General features: G+C 63.9%; 11 protein-coding genes and 1 pseudogene. 9 read left to right on the top strand and 3 right to left on the bottom strand.

What is annotated here, in order from left to right; genetic code table 11:
* Positions 1 to 20: 20 nt before the first annotated feature.
* Both AC1DT6_RS17750 and AC1DT6_RS17745 read right to left on the bottom strand, forming a co-directional pair.
* A complete protein-coding gene (locus AC1DT6_RS17750) occupies positions 21 to 386 on the bottom strand; it encodes a hypothetical protein (protein ID WP_441626597.1) in 366 nt (121 codons plus the stop codon).
* Positions 376 to 837, bottom strand: a complete 462-nt coding sequence (locus AC1DT6_RS17745; protein WP_035867129.1) for a hypothetical protein — start codon at positions 835 to 837, stop codon at positions 376 to 378. The genes AC1DT6_RS17750 and AC1DT6_RS17745 overlap by 11 nt, the downstream gene beginning before the upstream one ends.
* Positions 838 to 1,026: 189 nt before the next feature.
* Between AC1DT6_RS17745 and AC1DT6_RS17740 the strand changes: the two genes are divergently transcribed.
* From AC1DT6_RS17740 to AC1DT6_RS17700, 9 genes are all read left to right on the top strand, one after another.
* A complete protein-coding gene (locus AC1DT6_RS17740; RefSeq protein ID WP_441626595.1) occupies positions 1,027 to 1,317 on the top strand; it encodes a UxaA family hydrolase in 291 nt (96 codons plus the stop codon).
* 4 nt (positions 1,318 to 1,321) lie between these two features.
* On the top strand, positions 1,322 to 2,476 hold the full coding sequence (locus AC1DT6_RS17735; RefSeq protein ID WP_441626593.1) for a UxaA family hydrolase: 1,155 nt from the start codon (positions 1,322 to 1,324) through the stop codon (positions 2,474 to 2,476).
* Positions 2,477 to 2,482: 6 nt separating this feature from the next.
* Positions 2,483 to 3,187 (top strand): GntR family transcriptional regulator, encoded by a 705-nt coding sequence (locus AC1DT6_RS17730; RefSeq protein ID WP_441626591.1) that lies wholly within the window; start codon positions 2,483 to 2,485, stop codon positions 3,185 to 3,187.
* The gene (locus tag AC1DT6_RS17725) at positions 3,184 to 4,230 is read left to right on the top strand and encodes an Ldh family oxidoreductase (RefSeq protein ID WP_441626589.1); all 1,047 of its coding nucleotides are present in this window, start codon (positions 3,184 to 3,186) and stop codon (positions 4,228 to 4,230) included. The genes AC1DT6_RS17730 and AC1DT6_RS17725 overlap by 4 nt, the downstream gene beginning before the upstream one ends.
* An 88-nt stretch (positions 4,231 to 4,318) precedes the next feature.
* A complete protein-coding gene (locus AC1DT6_RS17720) occupies positions 4,319 to 7,897 on the top strand; it encodes an indolepyruvate ferredoxin oxidoreductase family protein (protein ID WP_477114793.1) in 3,579 nt (1,192 codons plus the stop codon).
* Positions 7,898 to 7,971: 74 nt separating this feature from the next.
* The gene (locus AC1DT6_RS17715; protein WP_045243085.1) at positions 7,972 to 8,949 is read left to right on the top strand and encodes a tripartite tricarboxylate transporter substrate binding protein; all 978 of its coding nucleotides are present in this window, start codon (positions 7,972 to 7,974) and stop codon (positions 8,947 to 8,949) included.
* A 76-nt stretch (positions 8,950 to 9,025) separates the two neighbouring features.
* Entirely contained in the window at positions 9,026 to 10,000 is a 975-nt protein-coding gene (locus AC1DT6_RS17710) for a Bug family tripartite tricarboxylate transporter substrate binding protein (RefSeq protein ID WP_441626585.1), read from the top strand.
* Positions 10,001 to 10,079: 79 nt separating this feature from the next.
* Positions 10,080 to 11,405: an MFS transporter gene (locus AC1DT6_RS17705; protein ID WP_441626583.1), complete on the top strand. Its 1,326-nt coding sequence runs from the start codon at positions 10,080 to 10,082 to the stop codon at positions 11,403 to 11,405.
* A gap of 301 nt (positions 11,406 to 11,706) precedes the next feature.
* A complete protein-coding gene (locus tag AC1DT6_RS17700) occupies positions 11,707 to 12,321 on the top strand; it encodes a glutathione S-transferase family protein (RefSeq protein WP_441626581.1) in 615 nt (204 codons plus the stop codon).
* Between the two features lie 317 nt (positions 12,322 to 12,638).
* On the opposite strand, the pseudogene AC1DT6_RS17695 reads toward AC1DT6_RS17700, so the two are convergent.
* Positions 12,639 to 12,850 (bottom strand): annotated as a pseudogene (locus tag AC1DT6_RS17695) (porin); the annotation flags it as partial.

Raw genomic sequence — 12,850 nt, 5'->3', positions numbered from 1 at the left:
ATGGTGCTGCAGTAGATTGATCACTCGCTGGCGCGGGCCTTCGCGCGGATCAGCGCCAGCAATTCAAGGGCGCGCTCGGCGGCGCGCTCGCCGCCCGCCAGGTTGCCGCGGACAAAGGGCGGCCGGATATCCTCGATTTCGGCCAGCATCTGCATCAACTCGCCGTCCGCGATGCTGAGCCGTCGGAACTCGTTGATGGTCAGCAGGTAAGTGTGAAAGACGTCGCTATCCGGCTGGTTCGCACGCAGGCGATGCAGCGCGGCGTTCAACCAGTGCGTGCCCGCCAGCATGGCGGCCTCGATCTTGATCTCGTAGTCGGCTGGGCCGCACTTCTGCAGCGAGCGCTCGATCCGGCGCGCGATGGCGATGTGGGCTTCAACGTGCATCTTTTTCTCCTTGCATCCGGCAGGCCAGCAGCCGCAGGCAACGGGCAAGGGCTGCATCGCATTCCCCGGCAATGGCCGCCGTGGGCGCCACCCCCTCGCGCAGGCAGGGATCCCGATGGCGTTCGACGATCTCCATCTCATGCATCATCGCCGCCACATCCTCCGGGACCGGTGCATCGATCTTCGGCCTGCCCACGTGCAGCACATCGCCGAGCGGGCCGAATGCCGCACGCAGCGAGCCGTCCGGCTGTGGCACCAGGTAGGCGCCTGGCTGCGTCGGGAACACGTCGTCGTCCAGCGTGACGGCGGCATGATGGAGTGCTGCATTGACGGCGTGCGTGCCAGCCGTCATCCCGGTCCAGAACCACAGCTCGAAGTCCTGTAGGGGATCGAGGCGTTCGCGCAATGCTTCGAGTTTCGCAATCTTCTCCATGTGGGAAGCCACCTTCATGCCTTGTCTCCTGAATTGGCGGGCACTGCTGTGCCGCCCTTGTTGTGAAGATAGGCACAGCGCGCCTTGCTGTCAAGAACTTCTATATAGGACTTTGACTTTTGGACTAGTGGATTCCCCCAGTAAGCCTTGACATGCTGGCTTTCCGTTAACTACAGTACATCAAACACCTATATAGGAATCCAGAAAATGCCACGTGCCATCGTACTCAACCAGGCGGACAACGTCGCCACGCTGCTCGATGCCGGCCGTGCCGGCGAGCCCTGCACCTTGCAAGGAGAGGTATCGGGCCAGATGACCCTGCTCCAGGATGTGCCGTTCGGCCATAAGGTCTGTATCGCGGATACCCCGCAGAGCGCCAATGTCCTGAAGTACGGCCAGGTCATCGGGCGGGCCAGCCGGAACCTGAAGGCTGGTGAACACATGCACGTGCACAACATCGAGTCGACCCGCGCCCGCGGCGATCTGGAAAAGAGGTAAGAAAATGGCAATGACATTCCTTGGCTACCGCCGCGAGAACGACGCAGTTGGCGTACGCAACTGGGTAGCGGTGATTTCCGTGATGGACAACTGCAACCCGGTCACGCGCACCATCGCGCAAACCGTCAGCGGCTGCATTCCCGTCACCACCTTGTTCGTGCGTGGGCAGTTCGGCGCGGACCTGGATTTCGCTTATGAGTCGCTGGCAGGACTGGGACGCAATCCCAATGTCGCCGCAGTCCTGCTGGTGGGACTTGAAGATTCGTCGACGGAGGAGGTGGCGCGCCGTATCCGGACTACGGGGAAACCCGTGGAAACGGTGCATCTGCAACCGAATGGCACGATCGACTGCATTGCCGCCGGCACCCGCAAGGCCTTGAAGCTCTCGCTTGCGGCCTCGCGTGCCAGGCGCGAACCCTGCCCGGTTTCGGCCCTGGTACTGGGCGTCGAGTGCGGCGGTTCGGATACCACCTCCGGCCTGAGCTGCAATCCGACGATCGGCCGTCTGGCCGACCGTGTGATCGAAGCAGGCGGCACCATCATTATTTCCGAGACGTCCGAGTTCATCGGCGCGGAGCACCTCTTCGCGGAACGCGCCGTCGACGATTCGGTGAGGGATGCCTTCGTCAAGGCGGTCCGCGGCATGGAGAACCTCGCGATCGAGCGCGGCGTCGACATGCGCGAATCCCAGCCCTCGCCCGACAACAAGCGCGGCGGGCTGACCACGGTTGAGGAGAAGGCGCTGGGCGCGATGGCCAAGGCCGGGTCGAGCCCACTGGTCGGCGTGCTGCGCTACGGCGAGGCCCCGGTAAAAAAAGGCCTGCATTTCATGGACGCTCCGGCGGCGGCAGTGGAAAATCTCAGTGCACTTGCCGCCGGCGGTTGCCAGCTCACCTTCTTTGGTACGGGGGTCGGCAATCCGATCGGCAGCATGGTCGCGCCGACGGTCAAGGTTTGCGGCAACGTCAATACGCTGGAAACCATGGCCGATAACATTGATTTCGACGCAAGCGGGATCCTCGAGAAGGGACAGAAGATCTCGGATGTGGGCGATCGGCTGTATGCCTACGCCATGGATGTGGCGTCCGGCACCCGTCTCAGCAGCGAGATACTCGACATCAGGGAAACCGCAATCAGTCGATTTGCACTTAGCCTCTGAGTCAACATGACAAAGCTGATCAGCGTCTCCGACGCCATTATCCGTTCCATTGAATCCGGCGCGCTGCGCGAGGGCGACAGGTTGCCTTCCGAGGGCGAGCTTGCCACGGCGCACGGCGTCAGCGTGGGCACCATCCAGAAGGCGCTGGCGCGCCTTTCGAACTCCGGACTGATCACCCGCGAGCAGGGCCGCGGCACCTTCGTCTCGGGCGCCAGGGTCGCGCCTGCCGATGTGCGCTACCTGCGCTTTCGCGATGCCGAGGGAAACGAGCTGCCTTCCTACGTCCATGCGCGCTCGGTCAAGCGGCTCAAGCGCAAAGGGCCGTGGTCGGAGTTTCTCGATGGCGAAGCCTTCGTTCGCATTGAACGCATCATCAATGTGGGCGGGCGCTTCGACCTGTACAGCGAGTTCTGGCTGCGCGAGGAGGAATTCGCGCAACTGGGCGGCGTTGAACGCGACGAACTCGAAAAGAATCTGCGGGAACTGCTCGGGCAGCGCCTGGCGCTACCGACGCTGCGCGTGGACCAGTGGGTGCGATTCGACGAAATCCCGTCGGTAGCGGCCCGCGAGCTTGGCCTCGAAGCCGGGCAGCCGGGCTTCGTCATGGAACTGCGTGGCTATACGCTGCGTGACCGCCCCCTGTATTACCAGACGGTCTATGCCGGCCCGTTTTCAGAGCGCCTCATGGTGGTGCGGGAGAAGGCCTCATGAGCACGCATTGGAACGTTCAGGCGCTGGAGCAATGGACGACCCGGGTATTCGAAGGCTGCGGCGTGCCGCCGGAGCAAGCGGCCGAAGCCGCCGCGATCCTGGTACGCAGCGAGTTGCGGGGCTACAAGACGCACGGCATGACCCGCCTGGCGTCTTATGTGGAGCGGCTGCGGGCGAACGAGTTCAATCCCGGGCCGGTGATGGCATACCGATCCTTCCCCGGCGGCATCGTGCTGCAGGCCGATGGCGCCATGGGGCAGATCGCCGGTCCTTATGCGGTGCGCCTGGGACTGGAAGCCCTGGAGACCAGCGCTTCCGTACTGATCGTGCTGCAATCGTGCGGCCATCTGGGGGCGCTCGGCATCCACGCCCTGCTGGCGGCGGAGGCCGGAGCCTTCTCCATGATCGGGCAACGCACGCCGCCGGCGCTCGCGATGGAGGGATTCCCGCGCGCGGCGATCGGGCACAACCCGATTGCGTTCGGTTGCCCGCTGCCGGGGCAAGCGCCGATCGTATTCGATGTGGCGTGCAGCGTGGCCGCGCGCGGCCATATCCTGCTCGCGGCGCGTGAGGGAAAGCCGATCCCGGAAGGGTGGGCGCTGGATGCGGACGGCCGGCCCACCACCGATGCAAAGCGCGCGCTGGGCGGGTCACTGCTGCCCATGGGCGGGCACAAGGGCATCGGCATTGCCATGATGGTGGAGTGCCTCGCCGGTGCCCTGGCGGCCACCGCGGCGCCTCACGCACCGGCGCCGGGCAATAGTCCGCATGGCCGTGCCGCCGCCATGCAGGACGGATTCCTGTGGATGGTAAAGCCGGAATCCTTCGCCGGGCAGGCGCCCTTTGGCGACTATATGAAGCAGTGGACCGACACCTACCTTTGCGCGGGCGGCGACGACGCGCGGCTGCCTGGCAATCGTGGCGATGCCCTGGAGCGCGAGGCACGCGAGCATGGTATTGCGCTGCCCGCCGCGATCGCGCAGGAGTTAGGCGCGCTTGGCGAACGGCTCGGCGTGCGGTTTCCGACATCAGCATCAGCATAAGCACAGAAGCGCCAGACTTACCGGGTCCTTGCGAGCCCGGCGGGCGCTGGCCGCCCTCCCCACAACATAATTGGCGAGTACCAGTCCTATGAATGCTCCTCTCTCAGACGCCTCACGCAAGGCCATGGAAATCGTCACGCTCGACGACAAGTACGCACTGGACACGGGGCGCGCTTTCATGAGCGGCGTCCAGGCACTGGTGCGCCTGCCGCTGCTGCAGCGCAAGCGCGATACCCTGGCCGGCCACAATACCGCCGCATTCATTTCCGGCTACCGGGGCTCTCCGCTTGGCGGATATGACCAGGCGTTGTGGCAGGCCAAGAAGCACCTCGCGGACAATCATGTCGTCTTCAAGCCCGGCGTCAACGAGGAACTCGGCGTAACCGCGGTGTGGGGCTCGCAGCAACTCGAGTTCGATGCCGAGAGCAAGAAGTACGACGGCGTCTTTGGCATCTGGTACGGCAAGGGCCCGGGGGTGGACCGCAGCGGCGACGCGCTCAAGCACGCCAATCTGGCGGGCACGGCGCCGCTGGGTGGTGTGATCGCACTGGCCGGGGACGACCATGTGTCCAAGAGCAGCACGCTCGCGCACCAGAGCGACCATACGTTCATCGCTTGCGGGCTGCCGGTGTTCTTTCCCGCCAGCGTGCAGGACATTCTGGACCTGGGCGTGCATGCCTTCGCCATGAGCCGCTTCAGTGGCTTGTGGGCCGGCATGAAGACCGTGCAGGAGGTGGTGGAGGCGGGCGCATCGGTGGTGACCGATGCCGACCGGGTGCGCATCCTGCTGCCCGAGGACTTTGCCAGGCCGGAGGGCGGCTTGCATATCCGCTGGCCCGACGATCCGCTGGCGGCGGAAGCGCGGATGATGGAGATCAAGTGGCCGGCGGCGCTTGCCTATATCCGCGCCAACCGGCTTAACCGCAATGTGATTGAAGGGCCGAACGACCGTCTCGGCATCATTGCCAGCGGCAAGGCCTACAGCGATACCCGGCAGGCGCTGGCCGACCTTGGCCTGGACGATGCCTTGTGCCGCGCCATCGGCGTGCGGCTCCATAAGGTGGGCGTGGTGTGGCCGCTCGAGCCGGCGGGCGTGCGCGAGTTCGCGCACGGCCTGCGCGAAATCCTCGTGGTCGAGGAGAAGCGCCCGATCATCGAGCAGCAGTTGAAGGATGAGCTGTACCACTATCGCGCCGACGCGCGGCCTGCCGTGATCGGCAAGTACGAACCGGCCGACGGTGAAGGCGCCGGCGGTGAATGGAGTCACCGCAAGCCGGCGGAAAACTGGCTGCTGCGCGCCAAGGCCGACCTGACCCCCGCGCTGATCGCCAAGGCCATCGCGGGCCGGTTGAAGAAGCTGGGCGTGCCCCCGGATATCGCCGCGCGGATGGACGTGCGCCTGGCGCAAATCGAGGCCAAGGATCGCCAGTTCCCCCAGGGCGACAGCCGCGGCACCGACCGTCTCCCGTGGTTCTGCCCCGGTTGCCCGCATAACACCAGCACGCGCGTGCCGGAAGGATCGATCGCCATGGCCGGGATCGGATGCCACGGCATGGTGGTCTGGATGGACCGTTCGACCACGTCGTGGACGCAGATGGGCGGCGAGGGCGTGCCCTGGATGGGGCAGGCGCCGTTCAGCAAGCGCGCGCACATGTTCGCCAATCTTGGCGACGGCACGTACAACCACTCCGGATCGCTGGCGGTGCGGCAATCGATCAATGCCGGCGTCAATATCACCTACAAGATCCTCTACAACAGCGCCGTTGCCATGACGGGCGGGCAACCGGTCGACGGGCAACTGGACGTGCCGGGCATGACGCGCGAACTGGCGTCGGAGGGAGCGAAGCGCATTGTCGTGGTGACCGACGAGCCGCAGAAATATGCCGTCGTCAAGGACCTGGCGCCGGGCGTCACCATACGCCACCGCGATGAGCTCGATGCCGTGCAGCGCGAGTTGCGGGTGGTCGAGGGTGCCACCGTGATCATCTACGACCAGGCGTGCGCCACCAAGAAGCGGCGGGAACGCAAGCGCGGCACGATGGTCGATCCGGACAAGCGGGTCATCATCAATGAGCTGGTTTGCGAAGGCTGCGGGGATTGTTCGGTCGAGAGCAACTGCGTAGCGGTACAGCCGCTCGAAACCGAGTTCGGCCGCAAGCGGGAGATCAACCAGAACACCTGCAACAAGGACTTTTCCTGCGTCAAGGGTTTCTGCCCGAGTTTCGTCACGGTGGAGGGCGGCAAGCTCAAGAAGCCGGAAGCGGCGCGCAAGGCGAAGCTCTCCGATATGCCGGTACTGCCCGAGCCGAAGCTGCCGGATGCCGCCAAGGCCCAGCGCATCGTGGTGGCGGGCGTCGGCGGGACGGGGATCGTCACCATCGGCCAGGTACTCGGCATGGCGGCCCACCTGGAAGGCAAGAGCGTGATCACGCAGGATGCCACCGGCATGGCGCAGATGGGTGGCGCGACCTGGAGCCACATCCAGATTGCCGACGGGCCCGACGCCCTGCACGCAACGCGCGTCGATGTCGCCATGGCTGACCTGGTGATCGCCTCCGATACGGTGGTCGGCGCCAGCAAGGCAACGCTGGCGACCCTGTCGCAGGGCCGCACCTTTGTCGTGCTCAACAGCCACGTGACGCCGACTTCGGCCTTTGTCCGCGATCCGGACTGGCAGTCTCACAGCGACCAGGCCATTGCGGCGATCGCGCAAGGCGTCGAGGCAGGCCATTTCGGCATCTTCGATGCCGAGCAAGTGGCGACGCAATTGCTCGGCCAGTCGATCTACTCCAACCTGATGCTGCTCGGCTACGCCTGGCAGAAGGGCAGGGTGCCGCTGTCGCGTGAAGCGCTGATGCGCGCGATCGAACTCAACGCCGTGCAGGTCGACAACAACAAGGCGGCCTTTGAGTGGGGCCGGCACTGCGCGCACGATCTGGCCAAGGTGCCGGTGCGATCCGCCGATGCCCAGGTGGTTCAGTTCGTCAGGAAGCCATCGCTCGGCGATTTCATCGACAAGCGCGCCGAGTTCCTCGTCAGCTRCCAGAACCGCGCCTATGCCGCGCAGTATGAAGATTTTGTCGCCAGGGTGCAGGCGGTGGAGTCGCGCCTCGGCAGCAGCAAGGTCACCGAAGCGGTCGCACGCTACCTGTTCAAGCTGATGGCCTACAAGGATGAGTACGAGGTGGCGCGGCTGCATACCGACCCGGCCTTCATCGGGAAGGTTGCCGCGATGTTCGAAGGCGACTTCAAGCTGGTCCACCATCTCGCACCGCCGATGATGGCCAGGAAGAACGAGAAGGGCGAACTCGTCAAGCGGCCATTTGGTTCGTGGATGCGCACTGCGTTCCGCGTGATGGCCCAGATGAAAGGCCTGCGGGGTACCCCGTTCGACGCCTTCGGCTACACCGGGGAACGCAAGGTGGAGCGAGCACTGATTGGCGAGTACCGCAAGAGCATCGAAGCGCTTCTGCCGACGCTGTCGCAACAGAATCTCGATCTGGCACTGGAAATCGCACGCCTTCCGGAAGACATCCGCGGCTATGGCCATGTCAAGGCACGCAATCTCGTGGCTGTGCGGGCCAGATGGGAGCGCCTGATGGCGCAGTGGCATGACGCGCAGGGCGCCCCGAGCGAAGCCGGGCCGAAGCGCAAGGCCAATGCCTGAGCTAAAGGCAGCGTGCCCATAGGCAGATTTGTGTGTAGAGCATCATCAAAACACTATAAAGACTGGAGACCGTGATGAACTTCGTACTGCGCCGTGCAGGCCTGCTTCTGTCCGCCATAGCACTGGCTGCTACCGTCCCCGGCGCGTGGGCGCAGGGTGGGTACCCAAACAAGCCGATTCGCATCATCGTACCGTGGCCCGCTGGCGGCGGCGTCGACTCCGTCACCCGTACGGTTGCGGAAAAGCTCTCCATCAGCCTTGGCCAGCAGGTCCTGGTGGACAACCGGCCCGGCGCCACCGGCAATATCGGCGCGGGCATGGGCGCAAAGGCGGCGCCGGATGGCTATACGCTGCTGGTGGCAAGCGCGCCGATGACGATCAACCCGAGCCTCTACAGCAACCTGCCCTTCGACACGAGCAAGGATTTTGCACCGCTCAGCCTGCTGGCCAGTTCACCCTATGTGCTGGTGGTGAATCCGGCGGTGGCGAAATCGGTGACGGAACTGGTGGCCCGCGCCAGGTCGGAGCCGGGGCGGATGAGCTATGCATCGCCAGGGCCGGGGACGCAACAGCACCTGATCGGAGAGTCATTCAAGGAAGCCGCCCACATCAACGTCATCCACGCCCCTTACAAGGGGGGGCCGCAGGCGCTGACCGACATGGTAGGCGGCCATATCCAGATGATGTTTCACGGCCTTCCCGCGGTGTTGCCGTTCATGAAATCCGGCCAGCTCAGAGCCATCGCGGTCGCCAGCAAGCAGCGCCTGGCCTTGCTGCCGGATGTGCCGACCATGGCGGAAGCGGGGTTTCCCGGTATCGAGGCGAGCGAATGGTATGGCCTGGTGGCGCCTGCCGGGACGCCGAAGGAGATCGTGGTTCGTCTCAGCACGGAGATCGGGAAAGCCCTGAACATGCCAAGTGTCCGCGATCAGTTGATCGGCAGAGGCTATGAACCGGCCAGCAACACCCCCGAGCAGTTCAGCACGTTTATCGCTGCCGAGCAGAAGAAGTGGGCCATCGTGGTCAAGCAATCCGGGGTGCGCCTGGATTAGCGGATACCTGTGCGGAAGCGCAGAGCCATTGCCTTCGGGGTTGCTACCTCATGGAAACAACATACAGGGAATCCATATGAGATTCGTACGGCGTCTCGCGCAGCGCGCTCTGTGCGTCATCACGCTTGCGGCAAGCCTGTCCCCGGCCTGGGCGCAGGACGGCTTTCCCAGCCGTCCGATCCGGATGATCGTACCCTGGCCGGCCGGAGGCAGTGTCGATGTCGCCACGCGGATTGTTGCGGAGAAACTGACACTCAGCCTCGGGCAGCAGGTCATAGTCGACAACCGGCCCGGGGCAGGCGGGAATATTGGCGCGGCGGCCGGCGCCAAGGCCGCGCCCGATGGCTATACGCTGCTGGTGGCGACCACCCCGATGCTCATCAACCAGAGCCTCTATGGCGGCCTGCCTTTTGACACGGTCAAGAGCTTCGCGCCGGTGAGCTTGCTGGTCACGCTGAACTATGTGCTGGTGGTGAACCCGGCCGTGGCCAGCTCGGTCAAGGAGCTGGTCGTGCAAGCCAAGGCCCGCCCGGGGCAGATCAGCTACGCGTCGTCCGGGCCCGGAACCCAGCTGCACCTGCTCGGCGAAGCATTCAGGCAGCAGGCTGGCATCGATATCGTGCACGTGCCTTACAAGGGTGCGCCGCCGGCGCTGACGGACATGATCGGCGGCCATATCCAGATGATGTTCCCTGGCCTCCCGGTGGTCCAGCCACTGCTCAAGTCCGGGCAACTCAAGGCACTCGCGGTGGTCGGCAAACGGCGTCTGGCGCTGCTGCCGGACGTGCCGACCATGGCGGAAGCGGGATTCCCGGGCGTCGATTCAACCGAATGGTATGGCGTGGTCGCGCCAGCCGGGACACCGAAGAACATCGTGGCGCGGCTCAATGGCGAGATTGTGAAAGCCCTGAATATGCCGGATGTGCATGCGCGCCTCGCCAACAAGGGTTTTGAACCCGCCGGCGGCACGGCCGAGCAGTTCTCCGCGCTGATCGGGGCGGAGCAGGTGAGTTGGGCAAGCCTGGTCAGGCAACTGAATCTTCGACTCTGAGATTGCCATCCGCTCAGCAACGACTACCGACGGCGAGCCATGTACTCGCTGATCCACCGCCGCAAGGCAGGAGACACCAATGCCCTCTGATCCAACCGCGATGGGAGCCACATCCCGATGCGCCACGCCTAACGCGACGGCACCCAAGCCGCTATCCAAGGTTTCGGCCGTTTCGGCCATTACCATTGGCGGCGCCCTGGAATTGTATGACTCGGGTGTCTACAACTTCTTCGCCCTGCTGATCGTTCCCCTGTATTTTCCCGTCGGCAATCCGCTCGGCCAGCTGCTGCTGTCCTTCGGCACGTTCGGGGCCGGTTACCTGATGCGGCCACTGGGCGGACTGGTGATCGGTGCGTATGCCGACCGCGTCGGCCGCAAGCCGGCAGTGGTGCTCTCGATGTGGCTGATGGCCTTCAGCGCGCTGATTCTGGTGCTGACGCCGCCCTATGCCCAACTCGGCGTCCTTGCCCCCGTGCTGATGATCCTCGCCCGCCTGATCCAGGGCTTCGCCATTGGCGGCGAGATGGGCTCCGCCAGCGCGATGCTGCTCGAGTATGCGGATGAGCGCTCGCGCGGCTTCTACACTAGCTGGCAGGCATCCAGCCAGGGCGTTGCCGCTGTGTTCGCTGCCTTGGTCGCACTGGTGCTGAGTAATGCGCTGCCGCCTTCCGCGCTTGAGTCGTGGGGGTGGCGCGTCGCCTTCCTGATTGGCATTCTGGTGATTCCGATCGGTCAGGTCATCCGGCGCCGCCTGGAGGAGACGCTGGTGCCGGAGCCGAAGAAGGCGTCGAAGAAGGGCGCCGGCCGCCAGCTGATGAGGGCGCATTGGCGCGAATTGGTGGCGAGCGTCCTGCTGATGATCGGCCTCGCGGCCTCGATCCACGTCATCGCCTTCTACCTGGCCAACTACGCGACCTTCCAGCTGCACATCTCGCGCGGCGATGCCATCTGGGCAGGCTTCGTCGCCTCCCTGGTGCTGGCGGTGTTCGCACCGCTGTCCGGCTGGCTCTGCGATCGCGTCGGGCGCCGGAAAGTCGTGTGGTGGTCCCGGGTGGCGCTGCTCGTCATGATCTATCCGGCCTTCTCGCTCCTTAACCGCATTCCATCCCTGACCTGCCTGCTGATCGTGGTAGGGCTGCTGGCCGTACCGATGGCGATGACGTCTCCTGCCACGATGGTGCTGGTCAGCGAGGTGCTGCCGCAGCGGCTGCGCGCAACCGGCATGTCGGTGACCTATTACGTGGCGATCGCGCTGTTCGGCGGCTTCGCGCAGTTGTTCTCGACCATGCTGATGCAGGTCACGGGCAACCCCAACGCGCCGGCTCTCTATGTCATTGGCTGCGGGGTTGTCTCGCTGATCGGACTCGCGATGGTGCCCGAAACGCTGGGGCGGCGTTTGTCATGAAGACGCCAGATTGAGTCGATGGCGCGCGCCGGGACCGTGATCGCCACGAACATTTCATCGATATCGAGGGGGCGAATGAAGGTCCTGTCGTCTCGTGCCAGGCATCGAAAATGGAAACGAATGGGAATGCCGGTTCCACTTGCCGGGGATGCCGACGGGAAAGCCGCGGAACCGTATCGAAACCTGATGGCATTCGCAGCCAGGCATGAGGTGGCATATGGATGACCCTGCCCTTGTTCCGGATCTCATATACACTCCAGAGCGGCAATCTAGTGATGATCGCAGGGAGAGAGGGGCCTATATGCAGAATGCACTGGAGTTGTACGGGGCCCAAACCGGGAATTGCATCCGTGCCGCCATCGCGCTGGAAGAGGCTGGTATTGCCTATTCCGCAAGACCCGTCAACTTGGCAACTGGAGAGCACCAGGGGCAGGAGCTACGGTCGTTGAACCCCTTCGGCAAGGTTCCGGTTCTTGTCCAACGTGCCTCTGGCGCCGGGTTTGTCCTCGCGCAGTCCAACGCCATCATCTTGTTCGCGGCAGAGTCCTCTCCGACCACTCTGCTGCCGGCCGATCCAGTCGCGCGGGCCAAGGTGTACGAGCGGTTCTTCTATTTTTTGACCGACGTCATTGCGGTGAGCCATGGGGCATTCAAGCTCCAACAGATCGGAGCGTCCGACCAGGCGAAATCCATCAACGAACTCGCCGTATCCGCACTACTTGACGGCGGCCGGTTCCTGGCATTTTCCGCTTTTATGGCAGGCGAGTCGTTTTCGGTTGCCGACATCGCGGCATTCACCATTGCACGCGCATTTCACGACGCCATCGAATGGAGCGAGCATCCAGAACTTGCTCGCTGGTATCGGGAGGTTGCGCGTAGGCCTGCCGTGCTGAGGGGCCTGAAAGTGTTCGCGTAACGCGACATCCGTCTTTGATCGGAGCGCATCCCTTGCGCTGCCTAACCGTCCTCTCGATGATCCTGGTGTGGCTCCCGTTGGTATCGCGATATGCGTGCCTTTGGCGTCTGATTTGATCTGAGCTGTCACTGGCTATCGCTATTCGCCCGGTTCTTCCCTGGTCCCCATCGCGCACTTCGAGGAACCTCCGAACCCAAAAAAAATGCCGCCGAAGCGGCACAAAGAGCATGGGTGGGGCTGGATGCACGCGAGCTTCCCTGCGGGACTGCCCGCGCCACTGCGCAAATATGGCCTTGTCACATACCGTTGAACTATCGTCAGAACTTGTGGCGAATACCTACGGCGACACCGAGCATGTTGCTTTGGCCGCTGGCAAGCGCGTAGCTATTGCCAAGGGAAAGGCTGTTAGCAAAGCCAATCATCGGGGAATCCAGTCCCAGACCCGCATTCTTTGAATATGCCGTGGTCAGGTAGACATCAGTCCGCTTGGAAAGCGTGTAGTCCGCGATAAAGGCAACTTGCCATGGGT

Source organism: Cupriavidus sp. 01L45, assembly GCF_056399885.1.
Note: the sequence above shows the minus strand (reverse complement) of the source record. Positions and strands in the feature narration are given on the sequence as shown.

Bases quoted from the DNA above. Each gene is read 5' to 3' on its own strand.
- AC1DT6_RS17730 (WP_441626591.1), top strand. From the start codon at position 2,483: ATGACAAAGCTGATCAGCGTCTCCGACGCCATTATCCGTTCCATTGAA.
- AC1DT6_RS17710 (WP_441626585.1), top strand. From the start codon at position 9,026: ATGAGATTCGTACGGCGTCTCGCGCAGCGCGCTCTGTGCGTCATCACG.
- AC1DT6_RS17750 (WP_441626597.1), bottom strand. From the start codon at position 386: ATGCACGTTGAAGCCCACATCGCCATCGCGCGCCGGATCGAGCGCTCG.
- AC1DT6_RS17740 (WP_441626595.1), top strand. From the start codon at position 1,027: ATGCCACGTGCCATCGTACTCAACCAGGCGGACAACGTCGCCACGCTG.
- AC1DT6_RS17745 (WP_035867129.1), bottom strand. From the start codon at position 837: ATGAAGGTGGCTTCCCACATGGAGAAGATTGCGAAACTCGAAGCATTG.
- AC1DT6_RS17725 (WP_441626589.1), top strand. From the start codon at position 3,184: ATGAGCACGCATTGGAACGTTCAGGCGCTGGAGCAATGGACGACCCGG.
- AC1DT6_RS17700 (WP_441626581.1), top strand. From the start codon at position 11,707: ATGCAGAATGCACTGGAGTTGTACGGGGCCCAAACCGGGAATTGCATC.
- AC1DT6_RS17715 (WP_045243085.1), top strand. From the start codon at position 7,972: ATGAACTTCGTACTGCGCCGTGCAGGCCTGCTTCTGTCCGCCATAGCA.
- AC1DT6_RS17705 (WP_441626583.1), top strand. From the start codon at position 10,080: ATGCCCTCTGATCCAACCGCGATGGGAGCCACATCCCGATGCGCCACG.
- AC1DT6_RS17735 (WP_441626593.1), top strand. From the start codon at position 1,322: ATGGCAATGACATTCCTTGGCTACCGCCGCGAGAACGACGCAGTTGGC.